We start from the raw sequence: 20,063 nt of genomic DNA, 5'->3' as shown, positions 1-20,063 counted from the left end.
AATCTGGATATGGCAAAAGTGTGTTATTGCGCAGATGACTTTGCAATGAATGCAGAAATATCAGACGCAATTATTCAACTCATTGAACAAGGTGCCCTACAGGCAACCTCATGTATGACCCAATCTGAATTGTGGGAAACTGCTGCTGCTAAATTAAAACCTTTTAGCGATCAAATTGATATCGGTTTGCATTTAAATCTTACCCATCAATTCGCTTCAGGTAATACTGTTTTTTCCTTACCTATGCTTATTTTACGTGCATGGTCTTCAAGCCTGAATCGTGAATTAATTACGAAATGTATTGAAGAGCAATGGGACTTATTTGTTTCAGTCATGGGAAAACAGCCAGACTTTATTGATGGACATCAACATATTCATCAATTTCCGTTTATACGCGATATTTTGCTGCAATTGTTAAAAGAGAAAAAATTTACGGGTTGGATTCGAAATTTACAACATCCGATAGATTTACCTCACTATCGTTTTAAGACTCGTGTGCTCTCTGCACTTGGTTCTAACTCTTTGGCAAAAGCATGTCAAACATATCAATTTAATCAGAACGACCAATTTGCTGGTATTTATGATTTTAAGCAAACTGACTATGGCGAACTCAATCAATACTGGCTTGCACATGCAAAAGACCATTTACTGATAATGTGCCATCCAGCACTTGCAGAATCAAATGATCAAGATCCGATTCAGCACGCCCGAATACAAGAATATGAATATTTTAGTTCGGATCAGTTTCAAATTGATTGTCAGCAATATGGTATCCAGCTCACTAGACTAGGGGCAATGCAATGAACACAAAACCATTTTTATCCTGCGTTGTTCCAGCTTATAACGAAGCAGAAAATTTAAAAACTTTTATTCCTGCTTTAGCAAATAGTCTAAAACAGCAAAATCTTAGCTTTGAAATTATTGTGGTCGATGATGGGAGTAAAGACGACACCATTCCTATTCTACAAACAATGATTGATGACTATCCCTTAGTTGTGCTTGAACTTTCACGCAACTTTGGTAAAGAAGCAGCTTTAAGTGCGGGTTTAGATCATGTGACAGGCGAAGTTACTTTACTAATTGATGCGGATTTTCAACACCCATTTGAAGCAATTCCAACCATGATCAACCTTTGGAAAAATGGTTATGACATGGTGTATGGCATTCGTAATCGCTCCACTGAATCTTGGCTTAAACGTGTTTTAACTCAAGGTTACTATCGTATATTAAACTTAAGCTCACCGATCGATATTCCAGAAAGTGCTGGAGACTTTCGTCTATTAGACGCAAAAGTTGTTGAAGCAATTAAACAATTGCCAGAAAAAAATCGCTATATGAAAGGTCTATATGCTTGGGTTGGTTTTAAAAGTATAGGCGTTAATTTTTCTGAACAGGAACGTCAGCACGGCCGTTCTAGTTTTAACGTAAAATCTCTATTTAACTTGGCTATGTCAGGTTTAACTGGTTTTTCAGATTTACCTTTACGCATCTGTATCTATTTAGGTGCAATTCTGGCTTTAGGTGCTATGGGCTACGGCGTATGGATCATCATTAAAACGTTGATAGAAGGAATTTCTGTCCCAGGTTGGGCAACACTTGCAGCAGGTATGACTTTACTTGGCGGTATACAGCTGTTATTCCTAGGTATTGTTGGTGAATATATTAGTCGTATTTATGCTGAAGTAAAAAATAGACCAAAATATATTGTTGCATCCGAACATTCTCGTATTAAACAAGAAAAATCTATCACAAAGCCGGAAAATACTTTCTCTAGTTTCTAACATGTTTGCTCATATTCTTCAGCTCACGCGGTTTGCTACTACCGGAGCCGCAGCAGCACTTACTCACTACAGTGTCGCCATGCTTCTGTTTAAGAAGCATGTTGCACTGCAATATGCCAATTTACTCGCATTTTTAGTTGCCTATTGGGTGAGCTATTTCGGGCATCGTATTTTTACTTTTAAAGCACAGCATCTTGATCATCGTCAGACTCTACCAAAATTCACATTGGTTGCAGGCTTAGGTTTTTTATTTAATGAAAGTTTTCTTCTACTCTCGAACCTCTATTTTAACGTCCCTGTTTCAACCTTAGTGTGTATTGCAATTGTTCTGACTTCTGTCGTGACTTTCTTGCTTAACCGTTTTTTTGCATTTCAACATTAAGGATTGTGTATGCAGCAATGGCTTCGTAATTCCAAATTTTTATTATTTTTTTTACCGTGTTGGTTACTTCTTCTTTCTTGGATAAGACCTCTATCTGTACCTGATGAAGGACGCTATGGAGATATTAGCCGAGCTATGGTCGAGTCTGGAGATTGGTTAACTCCACGAATCGATGGTTTGCCATTCATGCATAAACCCCCTCTACTACACTGGTTAAGTTCTATTTTTATGGAGCTTTTTGGCGTACATGTATGGGTGTTACGGTTAGTACCAGTTTTAGCTGGTACCCTCATGTTAGTGGGACTATTCTTATTTGTAAAAAAGCATATTTCGGAAGGCGTAGCACAGCTTACGGTTATCATTTTAGCGACCAACCTGCTTTTTTTTGGCAGTAGTCAATATATTAACCATGATTTACTAGTAGCCTCATGGATTACGATTAGTGTTTTATGCTTTGCTGATTTCACCATTTCTGCACGTAAACCTATTTTATTTTTAGCTTACATCGCTGGCGCAGCTGCTTTTCTAAGTAAAGGTCTCATTGGCGTTCTCATTCCAGGTATGATCCTGTTGCCGTGGATACTCTACACAAAACAATGGAAGAAAATACCTTCGCTTCTTAATCCATTGGCGATCTTGCTATTTTTGCTCATTATTAGTCCATGGCTCTACGCAGTACAAAGTAAATATCCTCAATTTTTACATTACTTCTTTATTGACCAACAATTTAGTCGATTTAGTTCAAAAGAATTTAATAATAAACAACCATGGTGTTTCTATCTGCTTATTTTATTTGTCAGCTGCTTACCATGGTTTTTTGCGAGTAGATTTGAATCTATTAAGACCATCTTTAAAGACTATAAGCAATCAGGTGTATTTACCCTGCTTGTATGGTGGTTTATTTCTGTTACGGTTTTCTTCTCTATTCCGCCTTCCAAGCTAGCAGGCTATATTTTACCTGCTGTGCCACCTCTTGCTATTTTCTTAGCACTTGTGATGAATAAGGTTCTTGAAAGCAGTTATAAAACCAAATTACAGATTTGGGGTACTCCTGTATTTATTATACTTCTTGGAATTGGTATTACTGCTACACCTCGTTTTATTCGTGCAAATCAACCTTTTTTCCAACACGAAGCTGTATTTATTTATACCATTGGTGCGCTGTTAATTGTGCTCCCACTGGTTTTAGTGTGGTTATACAAAAAACAAAAAGTGAGCTATTTAAACTATATTTTTATAAGTTTAATTGTTTTATGTAGCTCTGTTCCTTTTGCCGTTCGTATTTTAGATACCAAAAATAATGTTGGCCAAACAGATTTTGCTGAGTACGTTACTCCATCTACAAAAATAGTTTTCTACAATTACTATTTTTATGATGTGCCATTCCTTTTAAAGCTTAAACAGCCTGTCTATATTGTAAATGAATGGGATAGTGTCCATTCCGATAGTGCTTCTTTAGAAATTAAAGATGGCTTGTTATTTGAGCCCCAACTTAAAAAGTATTTGTGGAGCGAACAGCAGCTCAAAGATGCTTTATCTCAAAAGCAAGATCTAATCGTGGTAAGTCAACCAAATAATTTTTCGACTAAAGACCCATCGGTAAAAACTCTACATTACCGAAACTATGATGTATTTATTTTCCATCCGGCAAAATAAATAGACGAAAAATAAAAAAAGGAAGCCTAGGCTTCCTTTTTTTATTTTAAAACGTTTTACTCTTCAGAAGTATCTTCATTATTAGATACAACTTCTTCGCTATCAGTTTCAGTCGTATCTACTTCGCCTTCAAGAAGTTCTTCTTCGTCTTCTACAGCTTCAATTGAAACTACACCAACGAGGGTTTCTTCTTCACTTAAACGGATGAGACGAACACCTTGAGCATTACGGCCTGTCATTGCAACTTCTGCTGCACGTGTACGAACAAGCGTACCACCATCAGAAATCAACAATAATTCTTTAGTTTCATCAATAGAAACTGCACCAACTAGCTCACCGTTACGTTCACTTGTTTTAATTGCAATAACGCCCTTACCACCACGTTTCTTGGTTGGGAAGTCATTTACAGGAGTACGTTTACCGTAACCGTTGGCACTTGCACATAGTACTTCACCTGTTTCAGGTACAACGACAAGCGATACGATACGACTTACTAGATTCGAATCTGCTGAATCATCATTATCATCTGATTCATCATTTTCTACATCTGCATCTTCTTCACTTAGGATACTGCTAGCAAAGCTCACGCGCATACCACGTACACCTTTGGCCGTACGACCCATTGCACGTACGTCAGTTTCAGCAAAACGAATTGCCTTACCTTCGTTAGAGAACAACATGATTTGCTGATTACCATCAGTAATCGCAACACCAATTAAGGTATCTTCTTCATTAAGCTCAATAGCACGTAGACCATTTGAACGAATGTTTGCAAATTGTTCTAACTCAACACGCTTAACCGTACCAGAAGCTGTGGCCATAAACACATAGTGGTTTTCTGGGAACTCTGTTAACGGCAAGATTGCAGTTACTGTTTCTGTTGCATCTAGAGGTAACAAGTTCACGATTGGACGACCTTTTGCCCCACGTGATGCTTGAGGAACCTCAAATACTTTTAGACGGTACACTTTACCTACATTGGTAAAGCAAAGTACAGTCGCGTGATTCGATGCCACAATCAGATGTTGAATAAAGTCATCATCTTTCATTGAGGTTGCAGACTTACCACGTCCACCACGGCGCTGTGCCTGATAGTCTGAAAGTGGTTGAGTTTTTGCATAACCCGTTTGTGAAACAGTTAATACAACTTGCTCTTCCGGAATCAAATCTTCACGGCAAAAATCAACACGAGATTCAACAATTTCAGTACGACGTGCATCGCCATATTGTTGTAATACTTGTGCTAACTCTTCACGAATAACGCCCATCAACAAGTTGAAGTCGTTTAAAATTGCTGTAAGTTCAGCAATTTGACCTAAAATTTCAGTATATTCTGCGTGTAACTTGTCTTGTTCCAGACCTGTTAAACGGTGTAAACGTAACTCTAAAATTGCGCCTACTTGTGTCGGAGATAAGCGGTAAATTGAATCGCTTAGACCAAATGGACGATTTGGATCTTCACCTTCAATTTCATCTGGGCGAACAGAAATAGCACCTGCTTTTTCAAGTAATGAAACAACACCACCACCTGCCCACTCACCAGCAAGTAAACGCTCACGCGCTTCAGCAGGGTTAGCAGAAGTTTTGATGGTTTCAATAATTTCATCAATATTAGCTAAGGCAACTGTCAAACCTTCCAAGATATGACCACGTTCACGTGCTTTACGTAATTCGAACATGGTACGGCGTGTCACAACTTCTTGGCGATGACGAATAAATGCCGCAATAATATCTTTCAGATTCATCAACTTTGGCTGTCCATTGTCTAGACAAACCATGTTGATGCTGAATGAGTTTTCAAGCTGGGTATTTAAGAATAAGTTATTTACAACGACTTCTGCGTTCTCACCGCGTTTTAAGTCAATTGCAATACGCATACCTTCTTTGTCAGACTCATCACGAAGTTCTGAAATACCTTCAAGTTTTTTCTCTTTTACTAACTCGGCAATACGTTCAATCACTCTTGCTTTGTTTACTTGATATGGAATTTCAGTAAAGACGATGGTTGTACGCCCCGTCTTTTCATCTTCTTCGAAATGGTATTTACCACGAATGTGTAAACGACCTTTACCGGTACGATAGGCATCAACAATACCTGATTTACCGTAAATAATACCGCCTGTAGGGAAGTCAGGACCGGTAATATATTCCATCAACCCTTCAATCGAGATATTCGGATTGTCAGCATAAGCCAAACATGCATTCACAACTTCAGTCATGTTATGTGGTGCCATGTTGGTAGCCATACCTACAGCAATACCTGCAGCACCGTTAATTAACAAGTTTGGAACACGTGTCGGAAGTACTTCAGGAATACGTTCCGAACCGTCGTAGTTATCTTCCCAGTCAACTGTGTCTTTTTCTAAATCTGCAAGAAGCTCATGTGCCAGCTTAGTCATACGGACTTCGGTATAACGCATCGCCGCGGCGCTATCGCCATCGATCGAACCGAAATTACCCTGACCATCAACCAATAAATAACGTAAGCTAAAGTCTTGAGCCATACGAACAATGGTTTCATAAACAGCTGAGTCACCATGCGGGTGATATTTACCGATTACGTCCCCAACGACACGAGCAGATTTCTTGTAGGCTTTGTTATAGTCATTGCCCAATTCGTGCATGGCATAAAGCACACGACGGTGAACAGGTTTAAGACCGTCTCTCACATCCGGCAATGCACGAGATACGATTACACTCATTGCGTAATCTAAATATGAATGCTTGAGTTCGTCCTCAATGGCAATCGGTCGGATTTCCGATACGCTCATGCATACTCCTTCTTACAGATAGATATTTCTATCCGTTTATATGTCTTGATCTTGCAAAAAATTTAGTTCCGGAAAGTGAACTAAAATCGAAAAAAATATAGCTGTATACTATAGCATAAATTGCTCGATAACTGGGAGTTTAGCGATCTGAAAATAGCATTTTTTTACAATAAAAATTCTATTAGAATTAATAAGTTAAAATTATAGGTTTCTACTTTTAAATGTATTCATTAAAACTCAATTATTCGACCAAAATATAAACAGCATGAAAGTGCTCTTTTTAGAACACATTTCATCTATTTAAAGAATCTAACTTTTCGTCTTAGCTCAACTTAGCGATATTTGAGTTAAAGATTCCGAGTTCATTTTTAAAGCTAATTACACTTTTTGAAGAATCAATTTACAGGGCGATATTGAGCCGGTATCCATTGGTATCCTGTTGAGCTTTTACCAATGTGTCCAATGCCAGGAAAAGCAATATGTGCCGCCCCTATCCACCAATGGTTTTTATAGGCTTGCTCAAAGATATCTTTACGGACAGCTATGGCTAGTTTCGAGTCAGTATCGGGCTTATAGCTTGCTTCAGGATAAGGAAATTGTACCGCACCGTAGTGCACAACATCACCTAGACCTAAGAACTTTTGTCCGTTTTTTCCATCTACTAAGTATGAAGAATGACCTTCCGTATGACCATGAGTCACGATGAGTTGAACATTCGGTACGTTAAAAGAGGATTTGGTAAACGCAACTAACTGTCCTGCCTTTTGGTATGGCTGTAATGCATCACGCGTCATTTTAAATATTGGTTTAAAAAAATCAGTGGCTTTTGCTTCATTAACAGGCGATGTCCAAAAATCTACATCTTCTTTAGCTAGATAAACTTTCGCATTTGGATAAGCCATTTTGCCATCGAGTGTAATACCGCATAAGTGATCGGGATGGGCATGTGTAATTAAAATCGTATCTATTTGTTCAGGCTGTACGCCTGCTTTCTTCAAGTTTTCACGTACATGACCTAAAGTTGGGCCAAAACATTTTGCAGTCCCTGCATCAATCAAAATATTTTGCGTAGGCGTTTGCACAAGATAGGCAGAAAAATCCGTGACAATCTGATTATGCTCGTCTACAGGAACAAAGTTTTCTTCAAACAGTCGATTGGCTTTTTCAGCTGAAATACCCAGTAAATCACTACGAGGCAATCCTAACTCTCCATCAAATAAAGCCGTTACTTTAAGGTTTCCTACTGGTTGTAAAAAGTATCCATCAACCTGATGTACACTTGGCTTTTGTTCTGCATGTATAACTGTACTGGCACTCAGCAGTAATAATATCGCAAGTGATTTTAATGATTTCATCATAGAGTCCTTGGTATTTTCATACTTTAACTCTATTGGTTTTTATCTATTTAAATCGCTCAATAAGCGATAAGAAACGCTCATATTAACTTATTCTGCAGCAAGAACAGCTGGATCTATCCCATAACGCTCTACAAAGCGTTCACGAAAAATAGCAACAGACTGATATCCAGATTTTGCTGCAATCGTTTTCATCGGTAGTTTTTTCGAATACAACAACTCAAGTGCATAACTAAGACGTGCATGCATAATCGTTTCTCTTAAAGTTGTATCTTCATGGTTAAGTTTGCGGCGAAGTGTTGCACTGCTCAAACCTAAACGCATTTCAAACTCACTAGACTGCCAATGGTGCTGTGGATTCTCTATCACCCAATCGTGAATGATTTTTGTCAATTTAGGTGGCGATACAATTAGCACATCTGAGAAGTGCTGTTGACATAACTGTACTAGTATAGCGGTAATACATAAACGCGCTTTCACCACATCATGACTAAATAAAGCGGTTTGCCACTCGGTTAAAGAGGTAGCGAAATCATCAATTGAAAACTTTAATATTGCGTCGGTTCTGTCTACAACTGGCTTTGCCCAAATCATTTGTGCAGCTTGAATAACTTCATCACACATAGGCACAAGAATAGTGAGGTATTCACCCGTTATAGGGTCAGGCAAATTAACTGCATCGATAACCGTATCGGGTTTTATAATGTACAGATCACCGGCATTAAAATTGAATTGTTTTTTTTGAAGATTTAATTGTTGCTGCCCATATAAAATAAATCCCATGTGCAACTGGTTAACTTTAATATTGGCTAGTCCATGCTGATTTTTAGATCGAATACATAAATAATCTCGTGCCATATCTGCCCGTGCCAATCTCACCAATGACTGATGCAATTGATGAGCTTTTATGGAAGCAGAATAGTTAATATTCATAATAATGATCGAAATAAAAAACGCCCTTGGCTAGTTATAGCACAAGGGCGTTTTTCGAATAAGTATTAAGCTGTAAATTACAACTTGCTTACCAACTCTGGTACTACAGCATTTAAATCACCAACTAACCAGTAGTCAGCAACGCTGTTAATTGGCGCTTCTTCGTCTTTGTTGATTGCAACAATAACTTTAGAATCTTTCATACCAGCCAAGTGCTGAATCGCACCAGAAATACCTACAGCAATGTAAAGCTCAGGTGCAACGATTTTACCAGTTTGACCAACTTGGAAATCGTTAGGTACGAAACCTGCATCAACTGCTGCACGTGAAGCACCTTGTGCTGCACCAAGCTTGTCAGCTAATGGATCAAGTACTTTGTGGTAGTTCTCACCAGAACCTACACCACGACCACCAGATACAACAATACGAGCAGCGGTTAATTCTGGACGATCAAGTTTAACGATTTCTTCAGATACGAATTTAGAAATGCCAGCGTCTTTTACTTCGCCAACAGTCTCAATCGCAGCCGAACCACCTTCCGCAGCAACTGGATCAAATGCTGTACCACGAACAGTACCAACAATGATTGCTTCGTCAGATTGAACAGTTGCAATCGCGTTACCAGCGTAGATTGGACGCTTGAATGTGTTCGCAGATTCAACAGAAATAATGTCTGTGATCATGCTTACATCAAGAAGCGCAGCAACACGTGGAAGAATGTTCTTACCAGTCGTTGTAGAAGCAGCTAAAACGTATTTGTAACCTTTAGCCAAGTCAGCAACTAAGCCAGCTACGTTTTCAGCTAATTGGTTTGCATAAGCAGCGTTGTCAGCAAGTAATACTTTGCTTACACCAGCAACTTTAGCAGCAGCGTCAGCAACTGCTTGAGCGCCTGAACCAGCAACTAATACAGTAATATCACCACCGATTTTTTGAGCTGCAGCAACAACGTTTAAAGTAGCACCGTTAAGTGTCTGGTTGTTGTGATCAGCGATAACTAAAATACTCATGATTTTATCCTTCCGTATTAGATCACTTTCGCTTCATTTTTCAATTTTTCAACAAGCTCATCTACAGATTTCACTTGTACGCCAGCTTTACGTTCTGCTGGAGCTTCAACTTTAACAGTTTTAAGCTTAGTACCAGCTGTAACACCGTAATCAGCAGGAGATTTAGTATCAAGCGGTTTTTTACGAGCTTTCATAATGTTAGGCAATGCAGCATAACGTGGCTCGTTTAAACGCAAGTCAGTTGTAATAATTGCAGGAAGCGCAAGTTCAACAGTTTGTAAACCACCGTCGATTTCACGAGTCACTTGTACTTTACCGCCATCCACTTTCACTTCAGAAGCAAACGTACCTTGACCAGCACCTAATAATGCGCCAAGCATTTGACCTACTTGGTTAGAGTCATCATCAATTGCTTGCTTACCAAGAAGGATAAGTTCTGGTTTCTCAGCATCAACAACACCTTTTAAGATTTTAGCAACTTCTAGAGCGCCAATTTCGTCAGTAGTTTCAACTAAAATACCGCGGTCTGCACCCAAAGCCATTGCAGAACGGATTTGTTCTTGAGCTTCTTTAGGACCAATAGAAACAACAACGATTTCTGATACTGTTCCTTTTTCTTTTAAGCGAACCGCTTCTTCCACTGCGATTTCACAAAATGGGTTAATTGACATTTTAACGTTGGTAAGGTCAACCCCACTATTGTCCGGCTTAACACGAACTTTAACGTTGGCATCAACCACACGTTTTACAGCAACAAGAGCCTTCATGTAATCCTCGGCTGTTCTAGCAAAAGTAAATGTTGAGAAAAGTATATTAACTCTTCAATTCAAATTTTTTAGGTACCCTATCTTGCAATGTGTTTGGCATTTCGGTCAAGTCACAATTTTCTGGAACAGTACAAAAAAAATGAAATCATCAGTTCATAAAAAAAATTTCACACCTGACTCGCACTTATTTTATTCTTTTTAAAGTCTATTTTATACATTGATTTTTATTATCTTTTTATCTTATTTACCTTATTAGTCAGAAACATAAACGCCTTATAAATGAGTCAAATTTTATCGTTTTTAGGCCATATATGCCGACAAAATGTGCAAAGTTCAAAATGGTCAATTGGGTAATTTCACATATTTCTTTTAAACAAATTTGTAAAAAAGTACAAATGATCTCTACATTCATCTTATTCAATGCAATCAAAGTTGCTTATTGATGGATAATTTATCTTAAATGACTTAATGCTTGGTCGCTCGCGGATGGGCCTGATCGTACACTTGAGCCAAATGATCAAAATCGATATGCGTATAAATTTGGGTAGTCGATAAGTTGCTATGGCCTAACATTTCCTGGACTGAACGCAAATCACCACTACTTGATAACATATGGCTAGCAAAACAATGTCGAAGTAAATGCGGATGTAAGTCGACATTTACACCTGCTCGTTGTGCCTGAAGTTTTACACGTTTCTCGATTTGCCGTGGAGTGAGCACACCACCACGCTGTGAAATAAATACAAAAGCATTTTGATCAAAATGCCCTTTCCAGATTTTATAAACTTTGAGCCAGTTCAATAGACTTTCTTTTGCCTTTTTCCCAAACGGGACAATACGGGTTTTATTTCCTTTACCCATAATACGAACAAGATGACGATTAAAATCGATATCTTTAATTGTGAGGCCTTGTAGTTCAGCAAGTCGTAAACCACTTGAATACAGTAGTTCCAACATGGCTTTGTCTCTTAACCAAAGCTGCTGATCAATTGGTTTTTCCGGCATAGGTTGATCTAAAATTTGATTAACCGTTTCTATATCAATCATGCCCGGTAAAGGTCTAGGCTGACGTTTCAATTTAAAATCGTCAGTAGGATTAATTTCTAGGTATTTGCCCTGTTCAGCCCACTTCATAAACTGGCGTATAGAAGTGAGATGACGCTGCATGCTACTTGCGCTTAACTGGTCTTGCTCAACACGCTGAGCCAGATATTCACGTAAATCTGAAGCTTCAACATTTCTTAAATCAATTTTTTTTAGGTCGCAGAATTCAAGAAAGCTTTTCACATCTCGCTCATAAGCCGTGATTGTATGCTCAGACTGGTTCTGAATTTTTCTTTCTTTTAACCACATTGAGAGCAGTTGTAATGCAAAATCCAAATTGCTCTCCATTATTTGCCCATTTTTTTGAGTGTACCAAAAACTATTTGAACATAAAAATTTCATATCGCACAGCATAATGAATCTAACTTATATATTACAATTTATACCAAGTATTCATTGGACCTTACTGCCATGACCACCATACTCATACCTTATTTAATTGCAATTACTTTACTTACGCTTACTCCCGGCTTAGATACAACTTTAATTATTCGCACTGCCACACTTGAAGGTAAATCTAAAGCATTTCAAGCAGCTCTTGGAATTAGTCTTGGCTGTATTGCTTGGGGAATTGTCGTGGCATGCGGACTAGGTGCCCTACTGATGGCATCCGACTTAGCATTTAATATATTGAAATGGATGGGCGCCGCTTATTTAGCATGGCTGGGTTTAAATATGATTTTAAAACCTCGTAGTCAGCTCGCAGATATACAAGAAAATAATCCAAATCGCTCTACATCAGAGAATTGGTTTGTTAAGGGTTTCTTTGGCAATTTACTCAATCCCAAAGTTGGCATTTTTTATATTTCATTTCTTCCGCAATTCATTCCAGCCCAAGCATCTGCTGTCACTTGGGTGATGGGACTTGTGATGATTCATGTCGTGATTGGCGTATTATGGTCGAGTCTATTAATTATGGCTATGCAACCACTTTCACGTTATTTAAAACAACCTAAATTTGTGAAATATATGGACCGAATTACGGGCAGTATTTTTGTTCTGTTCGCATTGAAATTAGCTTTAAGTAAAAGATAATAAAATTAAAAAATTATTGTGTATATAAAAGAAAGCCTCTTTTATCACTTTAACTGATGAAAAGAGGCTTCTATTTAGGCTACGCGATTAACCTTGGAAATAACGTAAATCCAAACGTCCATCATATACATGGGTTGTTGGACCAGTCATCCAGACCACATCACCTTCTTGCCATTCAATTTGCAACTTACCACCAGCAAGTTCAACTTCAACTGAGTTCGCAAGCAAACCACGGCGCATACCACTTACCGCAGCAGCACATGCCCCTGTACCACAAGCTAATGTTTCACCAACACCACGTTCAAATACACGTAAGCGAACATGTTTTTCATCAATTACTTGCATAAAGCCAGCATTAACACGCTCAGGGAAACGTTTATGTGATTCAACTTGTGGACCAATACCTGCTACATCAGCAGTGAGTACGTCTGGAACAATAGTGACTGCATGAGGATTCCCCATGTTGACTACGTCAATACTAATGTTTTGGTCATTTGCCAATTCAAGCGTATATAAGGCTTCTGGCTCTTCCGCAACAAATGGAATTTCATTTGGTAGAAACTTTGGGTAGCCCATATTTACGCGTACCCAACCATTTTGCCCAAGCTCAGGCTTAACAATACCTGCTTTGGTTTGTACGGTAATGTTGGTTTTATTGGTTAAATGACGTTCATGCACAAAACGAGCGAAACAACGTACGCCATTACCACATTGTTCAACCTCAGAACCATCTGCGTTGAAAATACGGTATTTAAAGTCAGCTTCTGGTACATCTGGTGGTTCAACAATTAAAAGCTGGTCAAAGCCAACACCAAAGTGTCGATCTGCCAAACGTTGAATGGTTGCTGTATCTAAATAAGCTCTTTGGCTAATTAGGTCAACCACCATGAAATCATTGCCCAAACCATGCATTTTGGTAAATTCTAATAACATCTCATTTACTCCTCAGGCAATAAACGTTCTTTTTCCCAAAGCGACTCAACCGTTTCACGTTCACGAATTAAATAGCTGTTTTCACCTGATACCATGACTTCTGCAGCACGGCCACGCGTGTTGTAATTTGAACTCATCACAAAGCCATAAGCCCCTGCACCGAGTACAGCCAACAAGTCATTTTCTTGTAATGCAAGTGAGCGGTCTTTACCAATAAAGTCACCTGTTTCACAAATTGCACCAACGAGGTCCCATACTTTTTCTTCAGTATCGGTACGTGGCACAACAGGCTGAATATCCATCCAAGCTTCATATAAAGCAGGACGGATTAAATCATTCATTGCTGCATCAATAATAGCGAAGTTACGATGTGTCGTTGGTTTAAGCAAATCAACTTTAGTTAAAAGTATGCCCGCATTTGCACTGATGCTACGGCCCGGCTCCATATAGACTTTTAAGCCTAATTTTTCTAAAGCAGGTTTCATAGAGTTTGCATATTCTTCAACACTTGGCGGTGTCTCATCTTTATAACAAACCCCTAAACCACCACCGATATCGATATGTTTAAGATTGATGCCTAGTTTTTTCAACTCATCAATCATCACAATGACACGGTCTAAAGCATCAACAAATGGTTTAGTTTCAGTGAGCTGTGAACCAATGTGACAGTCAATACCTACAATTTCAAGGTTAGGTAAAGAAGCTGCGTATTGATAAGTTTCATAAACGGTATCACTTGGAATACCAAATTTATTTTCTTTTAAACCAGTTGAAATATAAGGATGTGTTTTTGCATCGACATCAGGATTTACACGCAAAGAAATAGGCGCTTTTTTACCTAAGCGAGCAGCTACTTTTTGAATGCGGTCTAGCTCTGCATAAGACTCAACATTAAAACAAGCAATGCCTACATTGAGTGAGGTTTCAATATCGACTTCAGTTTTACCTAAACCTGAAAATACGATTTTAGAAGCATCCCCACCCGCTTTTAAAACACGAGCCAGCTCACCACCAGACACAATATCAAAACCCGCACCAAGTTTTGCCAAGACACTAAGAACAGCCAAGTTTGAGTTAGACTTCACCGCAAAACAGATTTGATGATCAATAAAGTCAAAGGCACGGTCCATATCTAAATAATGTTTTTCAAAAGCTGTTTTTGAATAAACATATAACGGTGTGCCAAATTGCTGCGCAAGCTGCTCTAGAGAACATTGCTCTGCATGCAATACTCCATTAATGCGGGTGAAACTCATGAATGTGTCCTTATTTCAAAGCTTAAGGTGAAGTTGTTTGGGTTGGAGCTGATGATGACTCGACTGGCTGTTCAGCCTTTTCATCCTTTTGCACAACTTGTTTTGATTCTTTATTACGATAGAGCAAGTATTTTGCACGGTGGTCATAATTTGGATCAGAAGGTAGCTGTAATGCTCCTGACTGACCGCAAGCTGTAAGCAAAATACTGCTGCTCAATAAACTGATGAGGCAAATGACACGAAGCATCTGAGCACCTGATTTAAACAATTCGATGCAGTATACCGTGATCATGCAAGCGGCTAAAGAGTAAACTTGAATAGAAAAACAATATGCATAAAAAACGCCAGCTTTTCAGCTGGCGTTTAGTCATAAGTAAATCAATTTCATTACTTTTTATGACGTGGTTTATAGAAGAAGAAATAACCAATGATCAGAATAACAAACCAGATTGGGCTGACTTTCAGTGCTTTAAAAGTATCTGGCTCTAAAGACAGCACATAAATCATGCCAACAAAGAAAATAATCGTGATCCAACAAGTAAATAGGCCGCCCGGCAATTTAAATGTTGATTTAGCATGCAGTTCAGGGCGTGTCGTGTAGTAACGGATATAACTCCAGATAATTAGTAACCACACGCAAATGAAAAAAATAGTTGAAAGCGTTGTTGCAAGAGTGAATGCTTCAACTGTATTTGGTACAAAATACTGTAATGCCGCACCTAACAATAAACATGCAGCAGAAAAATACAATGCATTTGCAGGTACTGCACGTCTGTTCAATTTACCAAAAGCTTTTGGACCTTGATCTTCACGAGATAAACCAAACAACATACGGCTTGTTGAGAATACACCGCTGTTCATCGAAGACATAACTGATGACAATACTACTAAGTTCATCAAGATCGCTGCTGCCGCAATACCAGCTTGGCTAAACAAGTTTACAAATGGGCTGATTGCCGGATCAATTCTATTCCACGGAGTTACCGACATCACAATAAGCAATGCCAAGACGTAGAAAATAATGATACGAACTGGAATTGAGTTAATCGCTTTAGGTAAGTTACGCTCAGGATCTTTGGTTTCAGCAGCTGTTGTTCCAACAAGTTCTACACCCACGAAAGCAAAGATCGCGATCTGGAAGCCAGCCAAGAAGCCATGCACCCCTGTTGGGAAGAAACCGCCATTTGCCCATAAATGAGTAAATGAAGCCACCTCGCCCGTACTAGAAGTAAAGCCAGTAAAGATCATCCATAGACCCACTGCAATTAAAATAATAATCGCAAGAATCTTAATAAGTGCAAACCAGAACTCTAATTCACCAAATAGGCGTACAGTTAACAGGTTCAAACCCATAATAAATACAATAGCAGCCACACTAATCATTGCCCCTTCAACTGGTGAGAAAGGCTGGCCGTTATTGAAAAATTGTAAGTAATAGATAATTGCAGACAGATCGGCAATACCAATCGTGATCCAGCACAACCAATAGGTCCATCCCACAAAATAACCTGCCCATGGGCCAATTAAATCTGTGGTGAAATCAATAAATGATTTATAGGTTAAATTTGACAGGAGTAATTCGCCAAGCGCACGCATGACAAAAAACACCATCACACCAATAATCAAATAAATGAATAAGATAGATGGGCCGGCAAGACTAATTGTTTTACCTGACCCCATGAATAAACCAGTACCAATGGCACCACCAATTGCAATCAGCTGTAAATGCCGATTGGAAAGACTACGATGGAGCTCACCTTGTTCATGAGGATCACTCAGATTTTGATTCGACATTTTATGAATACACTCCAGTAATTTTTTTAGTCCGTTAGCTAAATTCAAATCAAAAAGACGATATCGCACCATTTGCAGGTATCTTTTAAATGTATATTTTTTGACAACTTTTCAGCTAACCAATTTTTGTCTGTATGGCTGATAATTTCAAGATACATACAATTAAATCCGATAATACGCACAAGAACATAGCAATACAACGCACCTTCCAGTCTAAAATTAAGACTTGAACCACTTTGATTTTTCAATTAAAAAAGGCAATCAGATCGATTGCCTTTTTATATTTTGCTTCTAAGTTATTTATTCTTGGGCAAAATTACGTTTTATTTTTGACTTATAAAAACCAAAGTAACCAATTGCAAGAACGAGGAACCAAATTGGACTGACCATAAGCGACTTAGCTGTGTCTGCTTCAAGGCTTAAAATCGCAATCGTAAATAAGAAGAAAACAATAACGACATAACTCATCGCTACCCCACCCGGCATTTTAAAATTCGATTTTTCATGCAGTTCAGGAGATAACTTACGGTAGCGGATATAACACACCAAAATCAAAATCCATACCGTTAAAAATAAAATGGTGCATAACGTTGTTGCCAAGGTAAATGCTTCAATCGTATTGGGCACAAAATATTGTAATAAAGCACCACCCATAATACAGGCACAGGAAAAAATTAAACCATTTGCTGGAACTGCGCTTTTAGTCAACTGACCTAATGTTTCAGGTGCCTGACCATCACGCGATAAGCCATACATCATTCGGCTAGTTGAAAAAATACCGCTGTTCATCGATGACATGACCGATGACAACACCACTAGGTTCATAATAATTGCAGCAGTTGGAATACCTGCCATTAAGAATAATTCAACGAATGGACTACGGTCTGCTTTTACCTGATCCCAAGGCGTTACAGACATCACCACCATTAATGCCAATACATAGAATAAAATGACGCGAATCGGAATTGCGTTAATTGCTTTAGGCAAATGTTTATGAGGGTCTTTAGTTTCAGCAGCTGTAGTCCCGACCAGTTCTACCCCAATAAAAGCAAAGATCGCAATCTGGAAGCCGGCAAGGAAACCATTTACCCCATGAGGAAACATACCGCCATGATTCCAAATATTAGAAATAGCCGCAACAGAGCCAGATGGTGATTGGAACTTGGTCACTACCATATAGATGCCGGCAAGAACTAAAGCAATAATGGCAACAATTTTGATAATCGCAAACCAAAATTCGACTTCGCCAAATAAACGAACCGTCAATAAATTTAAAATCAATAGAAAGAGAACACAGCCTGCACTAATCATTGCCTGTTCTATTGGGCTAAAACTAACTCCATTGGGGAGCCAAAAGCTCAGATAGCTCGTCACCGCAGTTAAATCTGCCATACCTACGAGCACCCAACTTACCCAGTAGGTCCACCCGACATAAAAACCAGCCCAAGGCCCAATCAGGTCATAAGCCATATCGACAAACGACTTATAATTTAGGTTTGAAAGTAAAACCTCTCCCAAAGCACGCATAAGAAAGAAAATCATGGTGCCAATAATTAAATAGATAAATAAAATTGATGGCCCCGCCAATGAAATAGTTTTGCCCGACCCCATAAACAGGCCTGTTCCAATGGCCCCTCCAATAGCGATCAATTGTAAATGGCGATTGGTCAGCTTACGCTGTAAGTCGCCAGCATGATCATGATGCTGAAGATTAGACATAGGTAAATATCCTAAAAATTTCCCACCTTAGCTAAAGCAAAATACATTCCAATATTTTTGGACAACGCGTGAAAAATAGACCCTTGAAAAATGATCGGGTTCTGCCTACGTTCAGGGTGTCGTTTTGCTATACTCTGTTTTTACTGATTATGAAGTTAACAAACCGAAGTCGAATATGAGCAAAGTCAAAACTGTTTACCGTTGCGAACAATGTGGTGCGGATCATCCTAAATGGGCTGGTCAATGTTCAGAGTGTGGTGAATGGAATTCTCTGACTGAAGTTAAACTCGAACCTACTACAGCCCATCGCGCTCGTCCTAAAATTGGGGGCTACGCAGGCCAAGTTGCCAATATAACAACACTAAATAAAGTCTCGGTTTCTCATGAAACCCGCTTACCTACAGGTATTAGCGAGTTTGACCGCGTACTTGGCGGTGGCTTGGTCACAGGCTCAGTAGTCCTGATTGGTGGTGACCCAGGTATTGGTAAATCGACCATTCTTTTACAAACAGCAACCCACATGGCAAGTGCAAAAAGTTCTGCACTTTATATTACGGGTGAAGAATCATTGTCTCAGGTGGCCTTACGTGCTCAGCGCCTTGACTTGCCTACAGACCAGTTAAAAGTCATGGCTGAAACCTGTGTCGAACGCATTTGTGAAGTTTTAGAGCAAGAACGCCCTGTGGTAGCAATTTTGGACTCGATTCAAACGCTTTACACAGAAACGCTTCAATCTGCACCCGGTGGGGTTTCACAAATTCGTGAATCTGCTGCGTTATTAACCCGCTATGCAAAAAATAGTGGCACGGCGTTATTTATTGTTGGTCACGTGACCAAAGAAGGTGCACTGGCAGGCCCACGTGTTTTAGAACATATGGTGGACTGTGTGCTTTATTTTGAAGGCCAATCAGACTCACGCTATCGTATGATTCGTGCGGTGAAAAACCGTTTTGGTGCAGTCAATGAACTTGGTGTATTTGGCATGACCGATAAAGGCTTACGTGAAGTGGCTAACCCTTCTGCTATTTTCTTAAGTCGTTATGACGAAGCCATTCCCGGTTCAATTGTCATGATTAGCCGTGAAGGAACGCGCCCGCTTTTAGTTGAAGTTCAAGCTTTAGTCGATGATGCTCAAGGACAACCTAGACGTGTCGCTCTTGGTCTTGAACAAAACCGTTTAAACATGCTGCTTGCTGTAATGCACCGTCATGGGGGTGTACAAACTACAGGGCAAGACGTTTATGTCAACATTGTCGGTGGTTTAAAAATTACTGAAACAGGTTCTGACTTGGCTGTTTTACTGGCGTGTGCATCAAGTTTACGTACCAAGGCATTGCCTCAGCAACTTGCAGTTTTTGGTGAAGTTGGTCTTTCAGGTGAAATCCGACCTGTACCGAATGGACAAGAGCGCTTAAAAGAAGCAGCAAAACATGGCTTTAAATATGTCATTTTACCTAGAGGCAACGCACCACAAAAAGCGATTCCGGGAGTACAAGTAATTGCTGTGGCACGCTTACATGAAGCCCTTACCGAAGCGATGCAGCTCAGCGATGAATTGACATAAAAA

At 39.2% G+C, this 20,063-nt stretch carries 17 protein-coding genes; 6 read left to right on the top strand and 11 right to left on the bottom strand.

Going from position 1 to position 20,063, the window contains the following annotated elements; translation table 11 throughout:
* Positions 1-9 precede the first annotated feature (9 nt).
* Genes F984_RS04595 through F984_RS04580 form a run of 4 tightly spaced genes read left to right on the top strand, consistent with a single transcriptional unit; the run spans position 10 to position 3,819 of the window.
* Positions 10-804, top strand: a complete 795-nt coding sequence (locus tag F984_RS04595; protein ID WP_002048545.1) for a ChbG/HpnK family deacetylase — start codon at positions 10-12, stop codon at positions 802-804.
* A complete protein-coding gene (locus tag F984_RS04590) occupies positions 801-1,781 on the top strand; it encodes a glycosyltransferase family 2 protein (protein WP_004707439.1) in 981 nt (326 codons plus the stop codon). Before F984_RS04595 ends, F984_RS04590 begins: the two co-directional genes overlap by 4 nt.
* A gap of 1 nt (position 1,782) precedes the next feature.
* Complete coding sequence (locus F984_RS04585; protein WP_004707438.1) at positions 1,783-2,163, top strand: GtrA family protein; 381 nt, start codon at positions 1,783-1,785, stop codon at positions 2,161-2,163.
* Between the two features lie 9 nt (positions 2,164-2,172).
* A complete protein-coding gene (locus tag F984_RS04580) occupies positions 2,173-3,819 on the top strand; it encodes an ArnT family glycosyltransferase (protein WP_004707437.1) in 1,647 nt (548 codons plus the stop codon).
* A gap of 56 nt (positions 3,820-3,875) precedes the next feature.
* On the opposite strand, the gene gyrA is transcribed toward F984_RS04580, so the two are convergent.
* The 6 genes from gyrA to xerA form a co-directional block, all read right to left on the bottom strand.
* Positions 3,876-6,590, bottom strand: coding sequence for a DNA gyrase subunit A (gene gyrA / locus F984_RS04575; RefSeq protein WP_002048588.1), 2,715 nt, complete (start codon positions 6,588-6,590; stop codon positions 3,876-3,878).
* 395 nt (positions 6,591-6,985) lie between these two features.
* A complete protein-coding gene (locus F984_RS04570; protein ID WP_004707430.1) occupies positions 6,986-7,945 on the bottom strand; it encodes an MBL fold metallo-hydrolase in 960 nt (319 codons plus the stop codon).
* A gap of 90 nt (positions 7,946-8,035) precedes the next feature.
* A complete protein-coding gene (locus F984_RS04565; RefSeq protein ID WP_004707429.1) occupies positions 8,036-8,878 on the bottom strand; it encodes a helix-turn-helix domain-containing protein in 843 nt (280 codons plus the stop codon).
* 77 nt (positions 8,879-8,955) lie between these two features.
* A complete protein-coding gene (locus F984_RS04560; RefSeq protein ID WP_004699815.1) occupies positions 8,956-9,888 on the bottom strand; it encodes an electron transfer flavoprotein subunit alpha/FixB family protein in 933 nt (310 codons plus the stop codon).
* 17 nt (positions 9,889-9,905) lie between these two features.
* Positions 9,906-10,655 carry an electron transfer flavoprotein subunit beta/FixA family protein gene (locus tag F984_RS04555; RefSeq protein ID WP_000646180.1) on the bottom strand — a complete coding sequence of 250 codons (750 nt, stop codon included), beginning with the start codon at positions 10,653-10,655 and terminating at the stop codon, positions 9,906-9,908.
* Between the two features lie 465 nt (positions 10,656-11,120).
* Positions 11,121-12,008 (bottom strand): site-specific tyrosine recombinase/integron integrase, encoded by an 888-nt coding sequence (gene xerA / locus F984_RS04550; RefSeq protein ID WP_080631596.1) that lies wholly within the window; start codon positions 12,006-12,008, stop codon positions 11,121-11,123.
* A gap of 162 nt (positions 12,009-12,170) precedes the next feature.
* Between xerA and F984_RS04545 the strand changes: the two genes are divergently transcribed.
* The gene (locus tag F984_RS04545; protein ID WP_004707427.1) at positions 12,171-12,794 is read left to right on the top strand and encodes a LysE family translocator; all 624 of its coding nucleotides are present in this window, start codon (positions 12,171-12,173) and stop codon (positions 12,792-12,794) included.
* Between the two features lie 87 nt (positions 12,795-12,881).
* Here the strand turns inward: F984_RS04545 and dapF are convergent, their stop codons facing one another.
* The 5 genes from dapF to F984_RS04520 form a co-directional block, all read right to left on the bottom strand.
* Positions 12,882-13,727, bottom strand: a complete 846-nt coding sequence (dapF, locus tag F984_RS04540; RefSeq protein ID WP_002048521.1) for a diaminopimelate epimerase — start codon at positions 13,725-13,727, stop codon at positions 12,882-12,884.
* 5 nt (positions 13,728-13,732) lie between these two features.
* A complete protein-coding gene (gene lysA, locus F984_RS04535; RefSeq protein WP_004707425.1) occupies positions 13,733-14,983 on the bottom strand; it encodes a diaminopimelate decarboxylase in 1,251 nt (416 codons plus the stop codon).
* Positions 14,984-15,005: 22 nt separating this feature from the next.
* Positions 15,006-15,230, bottom strand: a complete 225-nt coding sequence (gene lptM / locus F984_RS04530) for an LPS translocon maturation chaperone LptM (RefSeq protein WP_002048546.1) — start codon at positions 15,228-15,230, stop codon at positions 15,006-15,008.
* Positions 15,231-15,370: 140 nt separating this feature from the next.
* Positions 15,371-16,777 carry an amino acid permease gene (locus F984_RS04525; RefSeq protein ID WP_004707422.1) on the bottom strand — a complete coding sequence of 469 codons (1,407 nt, stop codon included), beginning with the start codon at positions 16,775-16,777 and terminating at the stop codon, positions 15,371-15,373.
* A 300-nt stretch (positions 16,778-17,077) separates the two neighbouring features.
* Positions 17,078-18,496 (bottom strand): amino acid permease, encoded by a 1,419-nt coding sequence (locus F984_RS04520; protein ID WP_002048578.1) that lies wholly within the window; start codon positions 18,494-18,496, stop codon positions 17,078-17,080.
* 175 nt (positions 18,497-18,671) lie between these two features.
* Between F984_RS04520 and radA the strand changes: the two genes are divergently transcribed.
* A complete protein-coding gene (gene radA, locus F984_RS04515) occupies positions 18,672-20,060 on the top strand; it encodes a DNA repair protein RadA (RefSeq protein ID WP_004707421.1) in 1,389 nt (462 codons plus the stop codon).
* The last annotated feature ends 3 nt before the right edge of the window (positions 20,061-20,063 follow it).

Source organism: Acinetobacter nosocomialis NIPH 2119, assembly GCF_000368085.1.
Lineage (GTDB): Bacteria > Pseudomonadota > Gammaproteobacteria > Pseudomonadales > Moraxellaceae > Acinetobacter > Acinetobacter nosocomialis.
This window is presented reverse-complemented; position numbering and strand designations above follow the sequence as displayed.